This is a genomic window from Desulfotomaculum sp. 1211_IL3151 (genome assembly GCF_036763075.1).
Classification (GTDB): Bacteria; Bacillota; Desulfotomaculia; order Desulfotomaculales; family Desulfotomaculaceae; genus Desulfotomaculum.
This window is the reverse complement of the sequence record NZ_JBAIYV010000006.1, coordinates 1-21,833: the sequence shown is the minus strand read 5'-3', so window position 1 is coordinate 21,833 and position 21,833 is coordinate 1. Positions and strand designations below refer to the sequence as shown.

At 43.0% G+C, this 21,833-nt stretch carries 17 protein-coding genes and 3 pseudogenes; 13 read left to right on the top strand and 7 right to left on the bottom strand.

The window, feature by feature from the left end; all coding sequences use genetic code 11:
* Positions 1–143 precede the first annotated feature (143 nt).
* The 11 genes from serC (at position 144) to V6C11_RS00600 (ending at position 12,740) form a co-directional block, all read left to right on the top strand.
* A complete protein-coding gene (serC, locus tag V6C11_RS00650) occupies positions 144–1,229 on the top strand; it encodes a 3-phosphoserine/phosphohydroxythreonine transaminase (RefSeq protein ID WP_333529146.1) in 1,086 nt (361 codons plus the stop codon).
* Positions 1,230–1,514: 285 nt separating this feature from the next.
* Complete coding sequence (gene cysK / locus V6C11_RS00645; RefSeq protein WP_333529145.1) at positions 1,515–2,459, top strand: cysteine synthase A; 945 nt, start codon at positions 1,515–1,517, stop codon at positions 2,457–2,459.
* Positions 2,460–2,624: 165 nt separating this feature from the next.
* The gene (gene acpS / locus V6C11_RS00640) at positions 2,625–3,002 is read left to right on the top strand and encodes a holo-ACP synthase (RefSeq protein WP_333529194.1); all 378 of its coding nucleotides are present in this window, start codon (positions 2,625–2,627) and stop codon (positions 3,000–3,002) included.
* Positions 3,003–3,009: 7 nt separating this feature from the next.
* Positions 3,010–4,560 carry an NAD(P)H-hydrate dehydratase gene (locus tag V6C11_RS00635; RefSeq protein ID WP_333529144.1) on the top strand — a complete coding sequence of 517 codons (1,551 nt, stop codon included), beginning with the start codon at positions 3,010–3,012 and terminating at the stop codon, positions 4,558–4,560.
* A gap of 121 nt (positions 4,561–4,681) precedes the next feature.
* On the top strand, positions 4,682–5,794 hold the full coding sequence (gene alr, locus V6C11_RS00630) for an alanine racemase (protein ID WP_333529143.1): 1,113 nt from the start codon (positions 4,682–4,684) through the stop codon (positions 5,792–5,794).
* Between the two features lie 14 nt (positions 5,795–5,808).
* Positions 5,809–6,384: an ANTAR domain-containing response regulator gene (locus tag V6C11_RS00625; RefSeq protein WP_333529142.1), complete on the top strand. Its 576-nt coding sequence runs from the start codon at positions 5,809–5,811 to the stop codon at positions 6,382–6,384.
* Between the two features lie 149 nt (positions 6,385–6,533).
* Complete coding sequence (locus V6C11_RS00620; protein WP_333529141.1) at positions 6,534–8,744, top strand: YcdB/YcdC domain-containing protein; 2,211 nt, start codon at positions 6,534–6,536, stop codon at positions 8,742–8,744.
* Between the two features lie 128 nt (positions 8,745–8,872).
* A complete protein-coding gene (locus V6C11_RS00615; protein WP_333529140.1) occupies positions 8,873–9,748 on the top strand; it encodes a glycosyltransferase family 2 protein in 876 nt (291 codons plus the stop codon).
* 109 nt (positions 9,749–9,857) lie between these two features.
* Positions 9,858–10,586: a metallophosphoesterase gene (locus V6C11_RS00610; RefSeq protein ID WP_333529139.1), complete on the top strand. Its 729-nt coding sequence runs from the start codon at positions 9,858–9,860 to the stop codon at positions 10,584–10,586.
* Between the two features lie 105 nt (positions 10,587–10,691).
* Positions 10,692–12,254: a methyl-accepting chemotaxis protein gene (locus V6C11_RS00605; RefSeq protein WP_333529138.1), complete on the top strand. Its 1,563-nt coding sequence runs from the start codon at positions 10,692–10,694 to the stop codon at positions 12,252–12,254.
* Between the two features lie 96 nt (positions 12,255–12,350).
* Positions 12,351–12,740: an XRE family transcriptional regulator gene (locus tag V6C11_RS00600; RefSeq protein ID WP_333529137.1), complete on the top strand. Its 390-nt coding sequence runs from the start codon at positions 12,351–12,353 to the stop codon at positions 12,738–12,740.
* 111 nt (positions 12,741–12,851) lie between these two features.
* Here V6C11_RS00600 and V6C11_RS00595 read toward each other — a convergent pair whose 3' ends face one another.
* The 5 genes and pseudogenes from V6C11_RS00595 to V6C11_RS00575 all read right to left on the bottom strand — a co-directional run.
* Positions 12,852–14,195, bottom strand: a complete 1,344-nt coding sequence (locus tag V6C11_RS00595) for an ATP-binding protein (protein ID WP_333529136.1) — start codon at positions 14,193–14,195, stop codon at positions 12,852–12,854.
* A 57-nt stretch (positions 14,196–14,252) separates the two neighbouring features.
* Positions 14,253–16,318, bottom strand: a pseudogene (locus V6C11_RS00590) (thioredoxin domain-containing protein).
* 446 nt (positions 16,319–16,764) lie between these two features.
* Positions 16,765–17,187, bottom strand: coding sequence for an N-acetyltransferase (locus V6C11_RS00585; RefSeq protein ID WP_333529135.1), 423 nt, complete (start codon positions 17,185–17,187; stop codon positions 16,765–16,767).
* A 50-nt stretch (positions 17,188–17,237) separates the two neighbouring features.
* Entirely contained in the window at positions 17,238–17,753 is a 516-nt protein-coding gene (locus tag V6C11_RS00580) for a GNAT family N-acetyltransferase (RefSeq protein WP_333529134.1), read from the bottom strand.
* A gap of 65 nt (positions 17,754–17,818) precedes the next feature.
* Positions 17,819–17,977 (bottom strand): annotated as a pseudogene (locus V6C11_RS00575) (GNAT family N-acetyltransferase); the annotation flags it as partial.
* Positions 17,978–18,140: 163 nt separating this feature from the next.
* Between V6C11_RS00575 and V6C11_RS00570 the strand changes: the two are divergent.
* Together V6C11_RS00570 and V6C11_RS00565 are read left to right on the top strand one after the other, a co-directional pair.
* Positions 18,141–18,938, top strand: coding sequence for a MerR family transcriptional regulator (locus V6C11_RS00570; RefSeq protein ID WP_333529133.1), 798 nt, complete (start codon positions 18,141–18,143; stop codon positions 18,936–18,938).
* A 290-nt stretch (positions 18,939–19,228) separates the two neighbouring features.
* Entirely contained in the window at positions 19,229–19,672 is a 444-nt protein-coding gene (locus V6C11_RS00565) for a hypothetical protein (RefSeq protein WP_333529132.1), read from the top strand.
* A gap of 118 nt (positions 19,673–19,790) precedes the next feature.
* On the opposite strand, the gene V6C11_RS00560 is transcribed toward V6C11_RS00565, so the two are convergent.
* The gene (locus V6C11_RS00560; protein ID WP_333529131.1) at positions 19,791–21,515 is read right to left on the bottom strand and encodes an IS1634 family transposase; all 1,725 of its coding nucleotides are present in this window, start codon (positions 21,513–21,515) and stop codon (positions 19,791–19,793) included.
* Between the two features lie 160 nt (positions 21,516–21,675).
* Positions 21,676–21,833: pseudogene (locus tag V6C11_RS00555) on the bottom strand (IS5/IS1182 family transposase); the annotation flags it as partial.

The window sequence follows — 21,833 nt, the reverse complement described above, 5'->3', positions numbered from 1 at the left end:
ACTTATTCCAATATAATCTAGAATAACCGCTTTAGAATTGCTGTGTTACTCTTTAAGAGAAAAAGGATGAATTACCACAAAAAATTCAGAGCTAGCAATGATGAAGGATTAAAAATAATACTTATAACTAGGGGGAACCGAAGATGTCACGAGTGTATAATTTTTCAGCAGGCCCAGCCGTATTGCCGGAAGAAGTTTTAAAAGAAGCTGCCAATGAAATGCTGGATTATAACGGTACAGGAATGTCTGTTATGGAAATGAGCCATCGCTCAAAGCCCTTTGAGGAAATTATTACTACTGCAGAGCAAGATTTAAGAGATTTAATGAATATTCCCGACAACTACAGAGTGTTGTTTCTTCAGGGTGGTGCGAGCCTTCAATTTTCGATGATTCCTATGAATCTGATGAAAAACGGTGTTGCAGATTATATCGTTACCGGGCAATGGGCCAAAAAGGCTTACCAAGAAGCCCAGAAATTTGGGAAGGTTAATAAAATTGCATCCAGTGAGGATAAAACTTTTTCCTATATCCCTGATTGCTCTGACCTCCCGATTTCAGAGAATGCTGACTATGTTTATATATGTGAGAACAACACCATTTACGGAACTAAATTTAAAAAGATACCCAATACAAAGGGCAAAATATTGGTATCCGATGCTTCCTCATGTATCTTATCAGAGCCGGTAGATGTAACCCAATATGGTGTTCTTTATGCAGGGGTTCAGAAAAATGTAGGGCCCGCAGGTGTAGTAATTGTAATTATCAGAGAAGATCTAATCACAGAGGATGTGCTTCCGGGTACGCCAACCATGTTGCGGTATAAGACCCATGCCGATGCAAAGTCCTTATATAATACGCCGCCTGCATATGGAATTTATATTTGCGGTAAGGTTTTCAAGTGGCTGAAAAAATCCGGTGGTCTAACAGCAATGAAGGAATACAACGAGAAGAAAGCAAAGATTATTTACGATTTCCTGGATCAGAGTCGGTTATTCAAGGGTACGGTTGTCAAAGAAGACCGCTCCCTTATGAATGTTCCCTTTGTAACTGGTGATGCAGATCTGGATGCCAAATTTGTTAAGGAAGCCACAGCTGCAGGTTTTGTGAACCTAAAAGGTCATAGAACGGTTGGAGGCATGCGTGCATCTATTTATAATGCAATGCCGATTGAAGGTGTTGAGAAGTTGGTTGAATTAATGAGAGAATTTGAAGCAAACAATCTTAAATAGATGAACACCAAAATATTGAAGAGATTACAGTTAATTCAAGTGAAATATTGACAATATTGCTATATAAAATACAATTAAAGCCGACCGGACATGCGTTTGGGTCGGCTTTTCTATTTATATAGAGTGGGGGTTCAATTAGGGATTTTCAAACTAATTGTTAGTGATAAAATATGGATATAATCTAACAGATAACGAATTAAAATTCATAGATCATGCTGGATTATTACTTGGTTAATATGCAATACTAACCTAAGGGTACATAAATTTTGTTATGGAGGGTTTAAGATGCCGGTGTACAACAGTATTTTAGAGACCATTGGTTATACACCACTTGTCAGGCTAAATAACATTACGAGGGAAATAGATGCTGAAGTACTGGCCAAGGTGGAATTCTTTAATCCGGGCGGTAGTGTGAAAGACAGAATTGCTTATGCTATGATTTCCGATGCCTTACAGAGCGGTGCCATCAACAAGGATACAATTTTAATTGAGCCCACCAGTGGTAATACGGGGGTAGGTTTAGCCCTGACTTGTGCTTCCATGGGCATGAAATTAATTCTTACCATGCCGGAAACCATGAGTCAGGAAAGGCGCAGTTTATTAAAGGCCTACGGGGCAGAAATCGTCCTGACCCCTGGGGCTGATGGTATGAAGGGTGCTATCGCCAAGGCTGAGGAATTGGTGGCAACAATGAGTAATGCCAAGATTCTGCAGCAGTTTGCCAACCTAGCCAACCCCAGGGCCCACAGGGAATCTACTGGCCCGGAAATCTGGGAGGATACGGGTGGGAATGTGGATATATTTGTTGCCGGTATAGGAACCGGCGGCACCATTACTGGAATCAGTGCCTATCTTAAGGAGAAAAAAGCTTCCTTGCAAGCTGTGGCAGTGGAACCAGCTGCCTCGCCGGTATTATCTGGAGGAAAGCCGGGATCACACCCTATTCAGGGCATTGGGGCAGGTTTTATTCCTGAGGTACTTAATCTCGAAATGGTAGATGAAGTTTTTCAGGTAGAGGGTGAAAGGGCCATGGAAACCGCCCGAAGATTAGCCCGGGAAGAGGGAATTCTGGTGGGGATCTCTGCCGGAGCAGCAATGTATGCTGCCCTGGAGGTGGCACGTCGGCCAGAAAATAAGGGGAAAATGGTGGTTGTGTTATTGCCCGATACGGGGGAACGTTATTTATCTACGGATTTGTTTAAGGAAGAGTCACCGAAGGAAGGTTTTTAATCAAATCAATAATTAGCAAAGGGGGGTTCTTCTTATAGGAGGAACCCTTTTAGATTTTTGCTAGTAAAAAGTAACAAAATTTAACTTTTTATGCTAAAGCATGTCATCGTTTGCGAAAGGAACTATCCCAGGTCATGTGGAAATATCAGGGGGGAAGGTGGTATGATGAAGGGGATCGGTACGGATATTATTGAAATAGAAAGAATTGAGTTGGCCGTCAGCCGTTCTGGACAGCAGTTTTTAGACCGTGTCTTTACTGCGGCGGAACAGAAGTACTGTCAAGGAAAAATACACTCCTTGGCCGGGCGTTTTGCGGCCAAAGAAGCAATAATGAAGGCCCTGGGGACTGGCCTAAGGGAAATGAGATGGACCAATATTGAGATTTTACCCAATTACCTAGGCAAGCCAGAGGTGAAATTTTCCGGCCCAGCTTTAGAAATAGCAGAAAAAAGGGGTATTCATCGGGTATTGGTAAGTATTTCCCATGACCGTGGCAGGGCTGTTGCCTTTGCGGTGGCAGTTGGCAAAGAAAAGGAAGGATAGGATAATTGTGCGTGTAGTGACAGCGGCAGAGATGAGAGAAATTGATCGTCAGGCCATACAGGAGTACGGTATACCTGGCATTGTTCTAATGGAAAATGCGGGTTTGCAGGTGATTAGGATCATTCAAAGGATCTTTCCCCAGGTTGCTGATAAGGTATTCACGATTCTAGTTGGCAAAGGGAATAACGGCGGGGATGGACTGGTAATTGCGAGACATCTGTACAACTTGGGTGCTCAGGTAAAGGTCCTGCTAATGGCAGATCCTGAGGAATTTCAGGGGGATGCAAAGGTTAACCTAACCGTCTGGCAAAGGATGGGACAACCTGTTTATCAAGTCAACCAGGTTAATGGTATCAACATTGTCAAGGTGGCTTTATTAAATACCGATTTAGTTATTGATGCCCTGTATGGCACGGGGTTCCGTGGTACAGTAAATGAAAAGGTGGCCAGGGTGATTAATCTGGTCAATACCAGTCCGGTTGCTGTACTGGCGGTGGATATTCCCTCAGGCCTGGAGGCCGACACTGGAAAGGCTCAGGGCCCCTGCATGAAGGCAGAGCATACCGTAACCTTTGGACTGCCAAAACTAGGCTTAGTGTTAGAACCAGGTGCATCCATTGCCGGTACACTGCACGTGGTGGATATTTCCTTACCAAAGGATTTAATCGAAAATAAGAATATCTCCAGACAATTACTTACCAGACAATTGATTTCCCAATGGTTTAAGCCCAGAAAGCAGGATAGCCATAAGGGAAGCTATGGCCATGTATTCATTGTGGCAGGTTCTCGAAATATGTCTGGGGCTGCCCGTATGACAGCCCGGGGAGCATTAAGGAGTGGTGCCGGGTTGGTCACCCTTGGGGTACCTAAAAGTATACAGCCTTTAGTGGCCGCCACCTTGGATGAAGCAATGACCAGTGGATTGCCGGAAACCGAGGCGGGAACCCTGGCAGTCACTGCGGTAGAACCAGTTTTAGAGGCCTGTGCAGCCGCAAATGTCCTGGCCCTTGGTCCAGGACTTAGCACACACCCAGAGACAGTGGAATTTGTACGCAATTTGCTGACCCGGCTGACCATTCCCGTGGTGTTGGATGCAGATGCCTTAAACGCTCTGGCAGGGGATACTGCCGTTTTGGAAGGCCTACAGGTACCCGTTATAATGACACCCCATCCCGGCGAAATGGCTCGTTTAGTAGGGTTAACCAGTCCTGAAGTACAGGAAAGGCGGCTTGAGCTAGCCAGTGCCGCAGGAAAGAAGTGGCAATCCGTTGTTTTACTAAAGGGGGCAAAGACCATCATTGCTTCCCCCGCAGGAGAGATTGGTATCAACCCTACGGGTAATCCTGGCATGTCTACTGGTGGCAGCGGTGATGTGTTAACTGGTTTGATTACAGGTTTGCTAGCCCAAGGGTTTACTCCTTTCCAGGCAGCCGCTGCCGGAGCGTACCTGCATGGTTCTGCCGGAGATTTGGCAGCCCAAGAGTTAAGCCAAGCCAGTACTTTGGCCGGAGATATTGTAAATTATTTATCCGCAGCTTTTAAAGAAATAGAAAGTTAAGTTGATCTAAATTACTAACGCAGGGTTATGTAGGAAATACAGACATTGCTTGGTCGGTGGCAAGCAATTTCTTTTTATTTATGCTAAAATAAAGGAAAAAATAGGATGGTGGCGTTTATCAATGTTGGAACCCACATGGGCAGAGATTAACTTAGAAGCCATCAGACATAATATTAGAGAGGTCCGCAGAGTAATTGGACCCAATAAGGAAATTATGGCTGTGGTTAAGGCCAATGGCTATGGACACGGTGCTGTGCCGGTGGCCCAGGCGGCATTGGCTGCAGGAGCCACAAGGCTTGGTGTAGCAAGATTATCAGAGGCTCAAGAACTGCGTAGGGCTGGCATCCAAGTGCCGATACTAATTTTAGGATACATTTCTCCGGAGCAAATTAGTGATGCTTTGGATCTGAATATTTGTTTAACCGTGTTTAGATCCGATTTAGCCGAGCAAATATCTGCTGTGGCTTGCAGCAAAGGAATGAAAGCCACTGTACACCTTAAGGTAGATACCGGTATGGGGCGGCTTGGTTTTACCCCCGATAGGGTAGGGGTAGCTGCAATTGCCGTAGCCTACAACCTGCCGGGTCTAAATGCCGAGGGGATCTATACCCATTTTGCAACCGCCGATGCAGAGGACAAAAGCTATACCCGCGGGCAATTTGAAAGGTTTATGTTTGTATTGCAGCAGCTTCAGGAAATGGGAATCAGCTTCTCCTTACGGCATTGTGCCAACAGTGCAGCCATCATGGAATGCCCAGAGACTTATTTGGATCTTGTGCGGCCCGGGATTATTATGTATGGCCTTTATCCATCCGAAGAGGTAGACAAAAATAAGATTGCGTTGCAACCTGCCATGACCTTAAAGACACGCATTGCCCATATTAAGCATGTAGGACCTGGCACAAAGATTAGCTATGGCTGTACCTACACCGTTCCCAGGGAAACGGTGATTGCTTCCCTTCCCATTGGTTATGCAGATGGCTATCCCCGGTTATTATCCTCTAAGGGAGAAGTTCTAGTTCAAGGTAAGAGGGCCCCGGTGATTGGTAGAATTTGCATGGACCAATGCATGATTGATGTCGGTAAGATTACTGGGGTACAAATTCATGATGAAGTTGTCATTTTTGGGGCTGCTGCATTACCAGTTGAGCAAATGGCAGCATGGCTGGGAACCATTAATTATGAAGTGGTCTGCTGGGTAGGTAGCAGGGTACCAAGGGTATATATGAGTTGACCGGGAGATGAACTATGGACAGAAGGATTGTCATGGCCTGCGGCGACAACACAGAATTACATCAATTGAAGCAAACTCTTAAACGCCTTGGTTATCGGGTGATAGCAGAGGCAACCAGCGGCATGGATGCGCTAAAAGCGGTTCGATCTACATCACCAGAGGTTGTCCTGTTAGATGATTACCTACCCGTGTTGGATGGTATGCAGGTGGCAAAAATTATTTGCGAAGAAAACTTGGCCCCGGTGGTTTTGTTGGTTTCACAAGGTAATAAGGGCCTTGTAGAAAGGGCAAGGGATGTATCTGCGGCATTTTTAATGCGACCCTACCTGGAGGATCAGGTTTATGCCGCCATCGAAGCGGCTGTTTCCTCATATAAGCGATTTTCACAGCTGCAGCAGCAGCTTAATGAATTGCAGGAGACCCTAAAGACCCGTAAAATTCTTGAGCGGGCGAAGGGGCTGCTGATAAAACAAAAGGGCTTTTCCGAAGAACAAGCCTATAAGGCCATTCAGCATACAGCAATGAAGAAAAGAACTTCCATTAAATCCGTTGCGGAGGCCGTTATTAACACCTACGGCAAATGCCCTTAGCTGTTAGCAAACTGAAAGATGGCTAAAGAGGGAGCGACAGGGGATTGAACCCTTGTCTTTTTTTCCTAAAAGAATATTTTGGCTAACCAGTTACACGAAGGATAGGTGGAACGTCTATATAATAAAGATCGGTTAAGGAGTGAATATGCTTGGCTAAAAAAATAATCAGTGCAATTGTGGCTGGTTGTCTTGTCGGTGGCTTAATGTTTAATCCTGCTGCCTTTGCGGAGGAAAGGTCCGCTGTCATTGCTACAAAACCTTCATCAGTTGACGGAGACCTGGCTAAGGCTAAGTTTCCCTTGGATCAGGCCATCGCTAAGGCGAAGGATACCTTTACTATTTCCAATGACTATGAGCGGTTTGAAAGTGGCTTTAATACCTACGGCGAGAGAGCCGAGTGGCATCTTAATTGGACACGCAGTGCCGAACCCCGGGGAAATATTTCCGTGCGGGTTAATGCTGCAACTGGGGAAATATTCGGCATGGATCGTTGGGAAGAATTGCCCCCGGGCCAAAAGTACAGTGGTTTACCCCGTTATTCCTATGATGAATCGGCCAAATTTGCTAAGGAATGGATACAAAAATTATTGCCTGCTTACGCTGGCCAAATAAAATTGGTCTCGAATCAGGATCAACCCTTTTATGGCTTTGGCGATAGGGGGCCAGTGGAATACTATTATAACTTTAACCGAGTTGCCAATGGTATTGTCTTTCCCGGCAACAATATCTATATTCGTATAAGCGGCGACACGGGTGAACTGTTAGGTTTTGGTCTTAACTGGGACGAAAAGACCAGCTTCCCCTCTGCCGCTGGCAGGATCTCACCAACTGAAGCCGAAAAGGTCATCGGCCAAAACATAGAGCTGGTTTATTACCGACCCTGGACAAACGGTGCCAAGGATACGCCGGTCAAGTTGGTGTATCGAGTGAAAAAAGGTGCCAATTTAATGGTTGATGCCTTTACCGGTAAGGTTGTTGAGGGTCAATTATATGAGGGTTATGACCGTGCTATGGGTGGAGAAGCCAAAAAGGAAAGTGCCAGCAGAAATGAAATGACACCAGCGGAGCAGGCAGAAGTTGATAAAATAAAGAACCTTCTCAGTGCAGAAAAGGCCATGGACAAGGTGAAAAATATTGTTTCCGTGCCCGCTGAATTAAAGCTGATGGAAAGTAGGCTAAATCAGGATTATCAATATCCAGAACAAAAACAATGGACTTTCCACTGGAACAATGAAAAAAATACAACAGATGTGCAAAGTATCAGTGCGGCAGTGAATGCTGTAACCGGTGAGCTTGTTTATTATAATATTTGGAAAAAGGGCTTTGATGAAAGAAAGACAGCGGCACCTGCCGTTAGCGTGGAGCAAGCCAGACAAAAGGCTGAAGACTTTATTAAAAAGCAGCAGCCGAAGCGACTGGCAGAGATAAAGCTGGATAATAGCCTGAACAGTGATTATCTGGAAAAAGGGATTACGCGAAACTATCATTTCTCCTACCTCCGGGTTGTAAATGGGATACCTTTTACAAACAATGGTTTTGAAATTGAAGTTGACGGCAATACTGGGGAGATTACCAACTACCAAATGAACTGGTGGGATGTTAAATTTCCCGATAAATCTCAAGAGATAGGCCACGCCAAGGCTTCTTCCATATTTTTAAGTGGCGGTGGCCTGGGGCTGGAGTATATCAATACCGACAGGGGTGCCAATCAACCAAAGGTTAATCTGGTATACAGGCTGAAGGATCGCCCTTCTTATCTGCTGGATGCTAAATCCGGACAATACCTAAATACCAGGGGCGACGTCATTGCTCCCAAAGAAACGACTGATTTTACAGATATCAGTGGCCACCCTGGGGCAGAGGCCATTAAGCAATTGGCTAAGGCTAATATTGTCAAAGCCGCCGATGGAAAGTTTTACCCAGACCGCAATATAACTAAGATTGAGGCATTGGAAATGTTAGTAGCCAGCCGGGGTTGGTATGTGTCAGGACCCTATGATTTGTTAAAGGAAGGTAAGGACAAGGAGGAAGAGAAAAAGCGTCTCCTTAACGCTGCGGTCAGCCTAGGTATTATTCAGCCGGATGACACCAAGGATTTGGCTAAGGAACTAACCAGGCTGGAATTGGCAAAACTGATGATTAATACCTTGGATTATGATGGCGTTGCCAAGCTTGCCCAGATATATACCCTGCCAACCAGAGATGCCCAGCTGGTACCGGACCAATTAAGGGGTTATGCAGCACTGAGCCTTGGACTGGGTCTCCAGACTGACAATCAAGGAAACTATGTTCCGAATGAAAATGTCAGCCGGGGTCATGCAGCCATCTCCCTGGTTCGGATGTTAAAAGTTCAAAAATAATTGTTAAGTGAGTGTCGCAAAGCTGCTTTTGGGTAGCAAGTGACGCTCACTTTTTAAATTTTTGTTGAATAATAAACAGCGTTCCCCCAGTCATAGAATGATAAAAAGAACAATTAGGGGGGAAAAACATGACCCAAGTGTCGATCATTATACCATGTAAGAATGAAGGAAAACGGATTAAGGAAACGATAGAATCCATCTTGTCAACACCTTGCAGGATTCCCTTTGATATTACTGTTGTTAACGACGATTCCACGGACGGTTGCTGTGCATTTTTAAATAAGAGTAAGAATTATCCGGGCGTAAAACTTATTAATACTAATGGCGTTGGGGCTGCCAATGCTAGAAATCTAGGTGTTAAGAAATGCACCGGTGAAATACTGGTGTTTTGTGATGCGCATATAACTGTGGAACCGGAATGGCTGGAAATATTGGCTGAGGGCCTATTGGAACGGGGCGCGGGCGCTGTTTCACCGGGAATTGCCAATATGGGTATGACCCATGCCATTGGCTATGGTATGACCTGGAATAAAAAATTGGAGGCTCAGTGGTTGCCCAGCACCGGTGAAATTACAGAGGTACCCATTGCACCGGGGGGCTGTGTGGCGGTAACAAGGAGGGTATTTAATGACGTCGAAGGATTTGAAACAGGCTTTCGAACCTATGGTTTTGAAGATGCAGAGTTCTCAATGAAGCTCTGGCTATTTGGTTATAGGGTTGAAGTAGATCCGGCGGTGGTTGTAGAACACCATTTTCGTAGTAAGCATCCCTATCCTATTACCATGGAGGAATATGCTTATAATGGTATTCGTATGGCCTTCAGTCATTTTAATTGGCAAAGGGCGGGGCAAGTTATTAATATGTACAACTATTTAAAGGATATTGGTATGTTGGTTTCCGAATTAGTATTGGAAAGCAATATTTTAAAACAGAGGGAAAGGTATTTAAAAAGGAGAAAGTACAATGATGACTGGTTTATAAATAAATTTCAAATTCCTTTATAACCCTGGTTGACAACCCCAGAACCAGAGAGATAAGATATGCTCAAGTACCAAAAAATGTATATGTCCAGTTGCCATATAGTGGAATTTGCGGGGAAAGGGGAAATGTACAATGAAATTTTATGGAATCAGTGATTTGCACCTTTCCTTTAAGAATCCGGTAAATCCCCAAAACTGGGATGAGGTAAAATTGCACAAGCCGATGGATATTTTTAACCAAGAGTGGCACAGGCATTACCAAAAAATTTATCATAATTGGTGTAAAAAGATAGCTCCTGAAGATATCATACTAATGCCTGGGGATATTTCCTGGGCCACCCGGTTAGAAGAAGCACGCTATGATGTAGATTTTCTTGGGATGCTGCCAGGAACCATCTTTGCTATACCAGGGAATCATGATTACTGGTGGCAGGGGATATCCAAGACCCGCAAATTCGTACCTCAAAATGTGAAATTAATTCAAAATGACCATATGGTTGTGGGGGATACAGTTATTTGTGGTACCAGGGGCTGGACCTGCCCCAATAGTCACCAGTTTACCGAAGAAGACGAGAAGATTTACAAAAGGGAACTAATCCGTTTGGAAAACTCCCTACGCAGTATTCAAGGAAATCCCGATGAAATTATTGTAATGATGCATTTTATGCCCACCAACGAAACCCACGAACCCTCTGAATTTATCAATATTCTTTGCGAATTTAAAGTGAACAGAGTAGTTTATGGACACCTGCATGATCGGGCAAAAAACTACCGATTGCCGGATGAAATCTGGGGGATAAAATTTCATTTGGTTAGTGCTGATTTTTTAAATTTTAACCCGGTTTTGATTACTGAAAAATAATTATGAAAAAGGACTCAAAACAGTTGAAAAAATTACTTGCTTTAGATATGGTTTTGTCATATATTTCCTATCAAAGTTTTAAAAGTTGAACGGGGAGGGGAGCATGTGCAATTAAAATTAACCACAAGAATTGTATTGGGTTACTGTGTTATCCTGTTGTTTGCAGGTTTGTTAGCAGGTGCCATGGTTTACAAAGTACACCAAATTACTCAGGAAATTGAAGGTTTACAACAGCATAACGTTCGTACCATGCAAGGCTTAGACATTGACATGTATATTGAGGAGCAAAATAGTCTAGCCAAGGAGTATGTAATAACAGGAGAGGCGATAGACAAAGAAAATTATGAAGAAAAATTGAATTTCACATTGTCAAAAGAGGAAGAACTCATTAAACTAACCAGGCAAAAAATTAACTTGGATAGAATTACCAAAGTACATGAATTAAATAAGCAATTGGGTACACTTTTTATGTCTGAAATAATTCCCCTTGTGGAGAATGGACAAAATGACCAGGCAAAAAAAATTAAAGAAGAACGTTATGATGAACTGTCCGACCAACTAAAGAAAGAAGTAACGTCCTATGTTAATTATAAAAAACAAGAAAGTAAAGATGCTGAAAATCGTTCCATGCAAATAAGCGTTGAAACCAAAAAAATTGCCCAGGTCTTTGGAGTAATTGCTATATTGATGGGTATCATGTTTAGTATATTATCTTCCAGGGCAGTTACCAGACCAATCAACCGGATGCTGCAGGAAACGGGTCTTGTTGCCCAGGGTGATCTAACCCAAAGGGTAGAAGTTGTTGGTAATGATGAATTGGCACAACTGGGCAGAGCCTTTAATACCATGGTGGATAACCTGCACGACATGACCAGGCAAGTGGTTGATAAGAGCAATAATCTGGCGGCCCATAGTCAGCAACTCTCGGCGGCCAGCCAAGAAGTAAGTGCTGCGGTTGAGGAAATTACCAGTACCACAACGGAATTGGCCAGTATAACAACGGAGGAAGCAGCCAGTGCAGACAATGCGGTGGGTGTTTCTCAGGAAGTGGAAAAGGCAGCCCAAAAGGGTAACCTAGCTGTAAATCAAGCAGTGGATAAAATGAACTCCATTGTTCAAAAGGTGGACAAAAGCTCCGAACAGGTTGTTAAACTGGGTGATCGCTCCCAGGAGATCGGTAGAATTACGGAGGTCATTACTGGTATTGCAGATCAGACCAATTTACTGGCCCTTAATGCAGCCATAGAGGCAGCAAGGGCAGGAGATCAAGGTAGGGGTTTTGCAGTGGTTGCTGAAGAGGTAAGGCGGTTGGCCGAACAATCCTCCCAGGCTGCTAAAGAAATTAGTCTAATCATTGGTCAAATACAACAGGAGACTGGGCAAGCTGTTAAGGATATGCAATTGGGTGTTCAGGAGGTCCATGAAGGAACCCAGGTTGTTCATTCTGCGGGGCAGTCATTAAAAGAAATATTAGACCAGGTGCAGCAAACTGTGATTATCATTAAGGAAATTGCTCAGGGGGCCGAAAAGAATAGCAACAGTGCCCAGAACCTTGCTGCCGCAACGGAGCAAGCCAGTGCCACCGTTCAGGAAATTGCCAGTGCATCGCAGGATTTGGCTCGCATGGGCAATGAATTCCAGAACCTAGTAAAAATGTTCAAGGTTTAAGTCATAAGGTAAGGTATTCCTCTACAAGGGTTGCAGTGGCAGGTTCCTACCATTAAAATAAGAATGAACACTACAAAATTGTCAGGAGGAACTGCATTGGCAAAAAATATTTTTCCACGGGTTGAAGAAATGCTTGAACTAAGAAAAATGTCTATTCAAGAACTGGCTGGCAGAACCATGCTAGAGCTGGCGGATATTGAAGGACTAAAGCAATTTAACCCCAAGAAAACTTCCCATATCGCCATTGTGCAAGCCATCTCCCTTGCCACAGGCATTAATGTATATTATTTTCTTGGGGATGATGTTGTTGGCCCGAAAAGAATTCTATCCCGCTTAAATGTATTTGATCAGCAAAAATTGTTAAATGGTGAGCTTGCCCCATTTCTTAGGGTTACCAAAGAGCAGGCCAAAAGAGACATAACCGATGAGGAATTGGATGCCATGATCAGTGTTATGTTGGAACAGGAAAGTCAAATGGATTTTTAGCCACAGCTAAATAGCCATGTGTAAAGGGAGTGTTGCAAACTACTTTATAAGTAGCAAGCAACACTCCCTTGTTCTGTCATTCGCTAGATGACAAGTATTGATAATCGGGTATTAGAAAATATCCAAATCATCCCTGCCTTTAATATGGTCGATAAATTGCCTGGCAGTACGGCCTGAGCGTTCATTGTGCCAGAGTACCCATTTTAGGGCCAGCCGTTCTAAGGTTGGCTCATCAATGTTAAGCTTTTCCTGCAGGGCCAACTGCCGAACGATTTCCAGAAAAGCTTCTTTGTCTGGGGCCATATAGGTAATTTTTATGCCAAAACGATCAGCTAGAGATAGCTTCTCCTGCAAGGTATCCCCGGTATGCACCTCGCCATCAACGACCTTGGTGTGTCGATCACTAAAATATTCTTTTACCAAATTACGTTGGTTCGAAGTTACATAAATGCAGACGTTGGCTGGTTGCTGTTCAAGGCTGCCTTCCAGTTGGGTTTTAAATTCTTTGTAATCCGTTTCGGATTCTTCAAAGGATAAGTCATCAATAAAGATTATAAATTTTAGGGGCACTTTAATTAAATACCTGCTTAAACTCTGCAGTCCAGCTAAATTTTGACGGGAAACCTGCACCAGGCGTAAGCCCTTTGGCCCATATGCATGGAGCAGTGCCTTAACTGTAGAAGATTTGCCTGTGCCTCTGTCCCCATATAAAAGTAAATGATGGGCACCTTGTCCATTTAATAACCGCTCGGTATTCGATAAAACCTGTTTTCTTTGACGTTCATAGCCAATTAATTGCTGTAACCGGATGGGATCGGGTTTTTCAATCCCAGCCAAGTGGAAGCCAGCAGGCCCTGGTTCCCAGCGAAAGGCCCGGTAAAGGGCAAATTGGCCAAAGCCGGCTGCTTGATAAAAGGTTTTAAAGGCGGCTAGCTGATCGGACCAGCTTTCACCGGAAAGAAGCTTTTGCTTGAGCTCCATAAGCAGATCGGATAGGGGATGGTTTCCCGGTGTGTTGGGTAATGGGTTGGTGGTGGCTGGAAAAACACCCGGTGTCTGACCAAAGAAATCTTCTAAAATTTGCATACCTTCCAGACAAATAACTTGCAATTTTCTAAGGTCGTGTAAAAAGGCTTCCTCAACAGTGGAAATTAGGCTTTGCCGGGCAACAAATTCCCGAGCATATAAATTATCGTTAAACAGAACCTGATTTAAAAAATGGTTCTGCCAGGGGTTACCCACTTTTGGAAGTTGTGGATCTACGGTTTCTTTCAGTAAAATGCCGATTAGTTTGTGGTAATCTACCAATAAATCCACAGGTGAGGAGACATCCTTAGCCATGATCGTGCTAATTATTTTGTTAAGGTGCTGAATTGCTTTGTCTTCAGTGATCCCCTGAAATAGAGTCAGGCAGTTTAGTGCGTGATGAAGCTTGACGATTTTACTCTTATCCATTTTATGCCCCCTAAAGTGTTCTATCCAGTTTATTCTACCTTTTTTAACCGGGGACCTTTATTTTTTTAACACTAGATTTTGCAACTCAGCAAGTTTTGTCACGGGGGCTTGGCAGGAAAAGTTTTGACAAACATAGGCCGCAGTCTTACCGGCCACGAGAGTCTTATCCTTTATCAAGGGCAATAATTCACCCCATTGGTCGGCAAAATTGTCATCATAACGCACCGTTACAGAGGCATTGGGTAAAAAACTTTTTTGTAGGGTGATCATCATTTGTTTTAATACAGGATCTTCTTTGGCCCCCACCAGTACTATTTCCAGAGGGGGTTCCTGCTCTAAATAGGCACCCATCATAAAGAAAGAGTAACCAGCCGGATATCTTGCCAGATCTTCGGCAAAGACCTGTAGCTGTTGCTTTGCTAGTTCTCCGTAGCGGGAGTTCTCAGTTAGCCGAGCCAATTTTAGAAGGTTGACTGTGGCCACTGAATTACCCGAGGGGATGGCTCCATCGTAAGTATCTTTAGGGCGACTGATTAATTCTTCACTGTCTTTACCATAAAAATAGAAACCGCCATGGTCGTTATCATAGAACAAGTCAAGCATATCCTCGGTCAGGTTCACTGCCTTTTGCAAATATCGGGGTTCAAAGGTGGCCTGATAGAGTTCCAGCAGTGCCCAAACAACAAAGGCATAGTCATCCAAATAGGCTTTGTGGGCTGCTTCACCTTCCCTATACCGGGCCATTAGGCGACCATTTGGTCTATGTAGTTTATCAAAGATAAAGCCCATGGCTTTTTCAGCAGCCCCTAAATAAAGGTTACTTTGAAATACCTGGGCACCCCTGGCTAGGGCGGCAATCATCAAACCATTCCAGGAGGTTAGGATCTTATCATCCTTATAGGGATGAATCCTTTTATCCCGTGCTTCAAATAATATCTTCCGACAGATTTCCAGGCCTTCCACTAAATCTTCTAAAGAAATATCTAATTCCTCAGCAAACTTCAAAGGATTCTGACCGATTAAATTTGGTATGCTGGCACCCTCAAAATTACCCTTAGCTGTAATATCATAGTATCCACAGAAAAGTTCGCCATCTATGGAACCGAGTAATTCTGTAATTTCCTCTGGCTGCCAGACATAGAACTTTCCCTCCACGCCTTCGGAATCTGCATCTTCGGCGGAATAAAAGCCACCCTCTGGAGATGTCATATCCCTTAAAACATAGGTAAAAATTTCTTTGGCAATTCGTCCAAAGCGGGGATTCTTTGTGATTTGGTAGGTTTCCATAAAGGCAAAGGCCAGCAGGGCATTATCATAGAGCATTTTTTCAAAATGCGGCACCAACCATTTTTTATCTGTAGAATAGCGGGCAAAACCAAAGCCCATGTGGTCATAAATGCCGCCCCGGTGCATGGCATCCAGGGTTTCTTCCACCATGGTCAAAGCCTTTTTTTCGCCGGTTTTGTACCAGTAACGTAATAAAAACATTAAATTATGAGGAGTTGGAAATTTGGGTGCGTTGCCAAAACCACCGTAGCTTTGATCATAATTCTTTTCAAATAGGCGGTAGGTTTGATCAAGGATATCCGCAGGCAGTTGGCCGGGTGCGGTTGTGGCTTCCGCTTGCATATGATGGGTGAGTTTATCGCCAATCTCCAGCAAGCGGGAGCGTTCCCCTTGCCACATGCCTGAAATTTGCTCTAAAATCCCTATTAGACCGGGACGGCCATCGTTCGAGTGTTTCGGGAAATAGGTTCCTGCAAAGAATGGCTTTTGTTCTGGGGTCATGATAATGGTTAAAGGCCAGCCGCCTGCCCCGGTTAGTGCCTGGCATACGTTCATGTATATTTGGTCAATATCCGGTCGTTCTTCCCGGTCCACCTTGATCGAAATGAAGTGTTGATTTAAAACCTTTGCCACATCCTCCGATTCAAAGGATTCCCGCTCCATGACGTGGCACCAATGTCAAGTAGCCTTAACTATAACCAACGCTAGGAATACCCAATAGATAAGAAGATAGGTTTATCTTCCTGCTTAGCCTTTTCAAAAGCATGGCAACTCCATGAAAACCAGTTTACAGGATTATAGGCATGTTGCAACACAGATTGTCCCTTATTTATAATTTATACACCTTTACATTATTTCAGGCTATACTTTGCTTCATCAATATTATGGTATTTAATTTTTGAAGATAAATTATGATTTATTCTGAACTCTACGGAGCGTTGATTTAAATAATTATATTTATTGGTTACAATTGATAGAAGTTGACATTGGAAAGCTATTAAGTGGTGATTTAGTACAGAATAATTTCGTTGGAAGCAATAGAAAAAATCAAAGTATTATATCTATAAAAAGAAGAAAGCTAGGAGTAATATCCTCAGCTATCTCCGGCAGAACCCTGTGGGGCGCTCAGGTTGCTCCTCAGCATTTGTCTTACCCTCCCGACAGGTAAGAGCCATCATAAGCCTTCCCAAATTTATGCGACAACAAACCAATTACACAAAATTCCGTACACTCCCTATTTTTGATAGAGAAAAATATAGGCCAAGCTCGGATAACTTGCTATTCATCTTGTCCAATTCATTATAAGCTCTACTTCACCAGTACTTTCATCAATTTGCTCTTTTGAAATCGAAAAACCTTCTCTTAGGTAAAATTTAATCGCACGAACATTCTTTTTATAAACTTGCAACGACAATTCAGAGTGGTTAGCCTTGACATAATCAAGTAAAGCTTTTCCTATGCCCTGGGATCGACTACTTGTATTAATAAATATCCCAGCAATATAACCTTCCATCAACCCAACAAATCCTTGAATTATACTGTTATCTTCGTAAATGAATATTGTTGCATTTGGCAACATCTCTTTAACCATTTCATAGTTACCCTGCCAGTAACTTTTGCTAATAAAATCATGAGCCTTTATGTTGCTTTCAAGCCATATTTTCATAACTATGTCTAATTCATCAATTTTGAACCTTCTAATCATATTTACCCCTATTTTATAAACAATTCAACTTCATTTGATTCTAAGCATGTTTATACTTGGATGCTATTGAAACTAAAAACATAACGCATATCTTCAAAAGGCTCCTTCATTATTTCAAAGGAGTATTTCTCATTATTGAACGTGAAGCCGTTTCGCTCATAAAATTTTTTAGCTGTCTCGTTATTTTCTAAAACCCATAAATAAACGTCGTTATATCCGTCAATTTCCAGATCATCCAGGGCGGCTTTCAAGAGTTTATGCCCATATCCTTTTCCAAGATACTCCGGCAAAAGATAAATCGAAATAATTTCTCCCCATTCAGACAATTTCTTATCTCTTGACTTTCCGTAGGCAATACAGCCAACGGCTGATTCTTGTTCATAAATAAGCAGTACAGTTACGGTATTAGCCTCAATCCAGCCTTGAAAAGCATCTACCCAAAAATCATCTTGTAATTCATTAAGATACTGTTGGGGAATCATGCCTCTATAAGCGCCTTTCCAACTGGAAGCATGAATATGACTGATCGTTTTCACGTCTTGAATCGTTGCTCGCTTTATAACCATAGAATCACCTCAATCAATTTCAAGCTTGGTTTCATCGTTCCCTTTTCAGATAAATCATATCGGCAATCCGGCTGAACCGCAATATTTTTTGTTTCATAAGTCCCAGTCGCTTCTTTTGTGACTACGCATTCGGCTTTAACTCCTTCGTCATGCAAAACAAATATTTCACCTCACTCAAGATACTCATCTACCATATCGTCCTGCTCGTCCGCCAGCAATAACAGGTCACTATACTTGTACTATTCATAGGCAAATTCCTTTGCCCTTCCTCTTTGTCGGATGGATAAATAATTTTATAAAAATATGAAAGAGCGCTTGACTTTGCCCTAACTGGAAGCCGTATACTCCAATGAGAACATGTTCAAATGCCATCGAGGTGGTGATTCTATGCTAACAATCGGAGAATTCTCCAGAATCAGCAGGGTGTCGACAAAAACGCTTCGCTATTACGATCAGATCGGGCTGCTCAAGCCCGGATTTGTCAGCCGGGACTCCGGCTATCGCTATTACGAGGTTTCTCAGCTTCGGGACATGCTGCTGATTTCGAGGCTGAAGCGGTATCTGTTTTCCTTGCCTGAGATTGCTGCTGTTCTGGCCGCCAGGGACAACAGTCGCCTGGCCGAACTCTTGCAAGCCAAAAAAGAGGAGTTCCTGCGGCAAATCGAGGATCAGCGGCACCTCCTGCTGCAAATGGAGCAGGACATTGAGAAAATAGAAAGGTGTGAGAATATCATGCAAGCCAATTATTTAGTGAAAACCGTGGAAATTCACCCCAAAACCATTTATTCCTTAAGACGGAAAATGAGTGTCCGGGATTTTGAAGAAGCCTTTGGCGCATTATGCGCTGGGTTGGAAAAGAAGCGGTTGAAGCCTGCCGGACCGTTCCTGTCCGTCTACCATGACGTGGAATTCAATCATGAATGCACGGATATCGAGGTTGGGGTGGAGGTAGCGGGCGGCAGCGGCGAGCAGTTGCGGGAGCTTGCTCCGGGGCTTTGCTGCTTTGCCACCCATATCGGCCCCTATGACGATTTCACTCCCTGCTATACGGCGCTTATGGAATGGATTGAAAGAGAAGGGTATGTCGTTGCCGGACCGCCCTTTGAGTTGTATGTCAAAGGCTGCGACGACAATGTTCCGCCCAGTGAATATGTAACCGAAATTTATTTTCCCATCAAAAAGTAATTGCGCGGGATAGCAGGAAAGGCAGGGGGAAGCTGCGGAGTCTCCCTGCCTTGGCTTTACAAAAGCTTCTCTTTGCTTAGCGCTTCGGCTCGCGCCTCTTCTTTGTTGGGATGCTTGGCCTGTTGCCCGGCCATTGATAACCAGTACAATTAGACTTTGCTAAAAAGCTGTAGGGAACACACAAGGACTTTCCATAATGAAGGTCCTTGTGTGTTAGGCATTCATACAGTAACCATTGAAACCATCATGGAATAACCTGCTAATATAAACTAATACTTGGAGGGGTAGCTATGTCACCCTTTAAGTACTCAATCGCAAAAGTGATCTGTGTAAAGGTGATCAATAAAACCGAACCAAGTTGCACCAGTATCACCTTACCCGTTACTACGGTTGGTGGTTCGGTGATAGCCAAAGTTCCTGTAACGTTAGCCGAACTGACTTTGCAGGTGAATCTAGATAGTCTTGTGTCCTTACCGGAACCTGCCCTTGCCTTTTCTGTGGTCAGCGATACAGAAATTACCGCTACCGTTCCTCCATCAACGAGTTTAGAAACAGTACAAGTAACCGTCAACGTGCCTGGCTGCGAAAGTAGTAATGGGCTGACCTACACCTATTCTGGTTTCATGGGTGCCACTGCAGTTCTTTTTGGTAGCGAGCCAGCGACTACTTCACCTTCTATAGCGACACCCATATTGATGCCACTACCCCACCGGGGACAGGTTCGAGGGCACTGAAGAAGTTCTGGCTTTTACAAATGAATGCTGCAATTAGTTCAAGTACGATCAAGGGCGTGTCGCCCTACGTTTTCAAATAAACGTTTTGCAACACGCCCTGTTTTGCTTTTTCTGAAAATCATAGCGTATTTTTACCCTTTTTGGTACCGGCAAAAACTTTTTTTATTTCTCCAAGGCTCCGTACCCTTTTGGAAAAATCAATATTAAATAATTCCCCTACATCTTTTAGAACATCATCGTAATAATCAAACAAATAAAAATTCTGTTTCATATGTGTACAATCCGCCTTACTAAGGCTCTCAAGTATCCGTCTTATGCCATATTTATGTTTAAGCTTCACTTCGATAATTCTTGCAATAACAAGTGCTATGAAACAGGTGAGAAAATGAGCTTGTATGTGATCTTCTTTAGAAACGTACACTGGACGGGCTTCCAGATCGCTTTTGGTAACACGAAACGATTCCTCGATCCTCCACAATCCACGATATATTTCAATGATGCGATCCGCAGATTCCTTGTATTCGCTGGTTATTATGGCATAGTATCCGTCAAGGGCTTCGTCTCTACATAACTTATCTTCATCAAACTTTAGTGTTGTTTGCGGTGTTGTAATTTCACCGGTATCTTTGTCGAACTTGATATTCTTTACATATCCTGCAGCACCATAGGAAGTGGCACGGTTAAATTTACTTGGGTTATTGATAAGTTCCAATGCTTTTGCAATCGTAGCCTCGCGTTCGGCCTTTGCTCTTTTTGCATATTTCTCACTATAAAAAACGACCTGCTTTTCATCAACAACCTTCTTAATCTTCTTACCATTATTAGCTGTTACAAGAATTGTTCTAGGGTATAGACGGGACTTTCGCTTATATTCAGAACCATACCATTCATAGCCTTCTTCATTAAGAACATAATTTTTAAGTTCCTTATCTGCCCCGCGTACTGACATACTAAAAACATATCCATTCTTACCGGAAAGGGTATAGTAAATATTATCCCCAGTGGTCATTCCCTTATCAGCCACCACAATTACCTTACCCAGGTTGTAATCTTTTTGAATACGTGACAAATTAGGTCTTAAGGTGAGGCAGTCACTAGTATTACCAGGGAAAAGCTGAAAGGTAATAGGTATTCCAGCAGCATCCATGAATAAACCCATCTGTACAATCGGGTTGGGGCGATGCTCCTTAGAAACCCCTTTTCTTCTTAATTCGTCAGGATCATCAATTTCGAAATAATAATTAGTAACATCATAATAAACCAGGCTGGAATCACGTCCATACAACTGTTTAATCTTATCATTTATCCATAGTTGAAGTGAGCTGCTGTGCTTATTAAAAAATGTAAGGCAGCGATATACATCATCAAGGGAATAGTCGGTATTATCAAAGTAGCGGTCTCTGGCATCAAAAGTCTTTTTTTTAGAGGATGGATTAAGAAGCCTTGAAAAAACAAGAAGTTTCATAATGTTATTGGAGCTAAACTCCATTTTTGTACTACGTTGCCTGTTAATCAAAAAGTTATGAATCCCAAGGTCGTGATAGATTTGGCTGAGGACAGAATAACCAAAATTTTTGCGGTAGGTAATGGTATTATCAATCTTTTCGTCGGGGGAAAAGCTGATAGAAACGGGTAGTTTTTGTAGGTGTTTTTCCTTTTTTAAGTTGTTGACTTTTTCTGTGAAGAACGCAATGGGGTCGTCATATTTTTTCTCGAGATCATCAAGATACCCAAGCTTTTCTATAGTTACTTGTTTGGAATAGCCTTTTTGTTTGTCGTAAAAACCATCAACGATGGAAAGATAGATTCTCCCGGATTTTTGTGGTGTTTTTTTAAGATACATAAGTAATCCCTACCGTTCTTAAACAATATATCCTATTATACCACAATACGCGCCAATGCGCTATATATATTTGCATTAATTTGCAAAATAAAAAAGCCCTAAACACCTGTGATTACTGGGTTTAGGACACTGTATATTAAAAGGTAACTGCAAAACTATGGGAATAGATGCCGTTCATGTATCCGTAAACGATGATTTTAAAAAGGCTTTCCGGTGATCTCTCGATTCTCCCCAGCCGGGAGTACGTAGCATGCAACTTTCTGTAATCCATCCTTTCCAGCATACTGTTTAAGAGTCTCACCGAATCGTCGACCGGGA

Excerpts from the sequence above, each read along its gene's own strand:
- V6C11_RS00595 (WP_333529136.1), bottom strand. The coding sequence starts at position 14,195 with ATGGATAAGAGTAAAATCGTCAAGCTTCATCACGCACTAAACTGCCTG.
- V6C11_RS00570 (WP_333529133.1), top strand. The coding sequence starts at position 18,141 with ATGCTAACAATCGGAGAATTCTCCAGAATCAGCAGGGTGTCGACAAAA.
- V6C11_RS00580 (WP_333529134.1), bottom strand. The coding sequence starts at position 17,753 with ATGGTTATAAAGCGAGCAACGATTCAAGACGTGAAAACGATCAGTCAT.
- V6C11_RS00565 (WP_333529132.1), top strand. The coding sequence starts at position 19,229 with ATGTCACCCTTTAAGTACTCAATCGCAAAAGTGATCTGTGTAAAGGTG.
- V6C11_RS00625 (WP_333529142.1), top strand. The coding sequence starts at position 5,809 with ATGGACAGAAGGATTGTCATGGCCTGCGGCGACAACACAGAATTACAT.
- V6C11_RS00610 (WP_333529139.1), top strand. The coding sequence starts at position 9,858 with ATGAAATTTTATGGAATCAGTGATTTGCACCTTTCCTTTAAGAATCCG.
- V6C11_RS00560 (WP_333529131.1), bottom strand. The coding sequence starts at position 21,515 with ATGTATCTTAAAAAAACACCACAAAAATCCGGGAGAATCTATCTTTCC.
- V6C11_RS00585 (WP_333529135.1), bottom strand. The coding sequence starts at position 17,187 with ATGATTAGAAGGTTCAAAATTGATGAATTAGACATAGTTATGAAAATA.
- serC (WP_333529146.1), top strand. The coding sequence starts at position 144 with ATGTCACGAGTGTATAATTTTTCAGCAGGCCCAGCCGTATTGCCGGAA.
- acpS (WP_333529194.1), top strand. The coding sequence starts at position 2,625 with ATGAAGGGGATCGGTACGGATATTATTGAAATAGAAAGAATTGAGTTG.
- cysK (WP_333529145.1), top strand. The coding sequence starts at position 1,515 with ATGCCGGTGTACAACAGTATTTTAGAGACCATTGGTTATACACCACTT.
- V6C11_RS00615 (WP_333529140.1), top strand. The coding sequence starts at position 8,873 with ATGACCCAAGTGTCGATCATTATACCATGTAAGAATGAAGGAAAACGG.
- alr (WP_333529143.1), top strand. The coding sequence starts at position 4,682 with ATGTTGGAACCCACATGGGCAGAGATTAACTTAGAAGCCATCAGACAT.